Below are 903 nucleotides of genomic sequence, written 5' to 3'. Positions count from 1 at the left end.
ACCGCCGTCTTGGCCTTTTTGACAAAGGGTTCCAGCGCGTTAGCCTGACGGACATGACCAGCAAGCTCAAGTAAATAGCCAAGCCGACGCACAGATGAATTTTCGTAATCAGCCGCCGCTTGGGCAAGCACTGGAGGTTTGGCTTTGGCCCCAATATCCTTGACGATCTGCGCAACCCCATTCATGCCAGAAGCCTTGTGGAAATAGCGTGCGCAGTCCAGCAACGTCAACTCAACGCCAGCCACTTGGGCAAAACCGGCATCACTCTTCATCTGCCTAAGAAAATCAGGTTGATTGAGCTTTGCAAAAACCATCGGCGACTGATAAAGGAACTGGAGGCGGTGGCGACCGATCTCGAAATCTCGCAACTGCTTGGGCACAACCACCTGAAAAACCATGGCAGCTTGATGCGATGAACCGTGGAAGGCCGCGGCGCGCAGCAGTGAGATGCGATAGTCGATGCCCTGATGCTTCATCAAAGGATCAATCCAGCGAACCGGATCGGGGGCGCCGGTCGCTTGGTCTTCGGCGCGCAGGATCAAATAGAAGCCATGGCGAGGGTTAGCCAGCCGATGTCTTTTCACCAACCGGCTGATCGCGGCGGTCAGACTCGCCTGTTTCAGCTCGACCGCAGACAACGCCTCTTCGCGGTCGAAGTACGCACGGCCATGGAGAAGCAGGTCATCAATGAATTGGTCAAGGGATGTCATTTCCAAATCATATGCGAAACAATACAGATATGCAATGTTTTTGCTTATGAATTGGAGGTGGATTATTAATCAGCGCCCACCATTTTATATGTCAGCATGAATATCAGCACACTGAAAAAGTCTGTTCCAGAATCCTGAATCAGAACACTTAAAATCAACCAGTTATACGATCAATTCTTTGACATCCTCCCCG

At 51.4% G+C, this 903-nt stretch carries 1 protein-coding gene; it reads right to left on the bottom strand.

The features are described 5' to 3' along the window. Positions 1 to 710, bottom strand: a 710-nt coding sequence (locus tag IV91_RS0113250; protein ID WP_150112503.1) for a type IV toxin-antitoxin system AbiEi family antitoxin domain-containing protein, incomplete at its 3' end; no start/stop codon positions are given. Positions 711 to 903 lie beyond the last annotated feature (193 nt).

Source organism: Ferrovum myxofaciens (assembly GCF_000735045.1).
Classification (GTDB): Bacteria; Pseudomonadota; Gammaproteobacteria; order Burkholderiales; family Ferrovaceae; genus Ferrovum; species Ferrovum myxofaciens.
The sequence above is the reverse complement of the archived record's forward strand: the minus strand, read 5'-3'. Positions and strand labels throughout refer to the sequence as shown.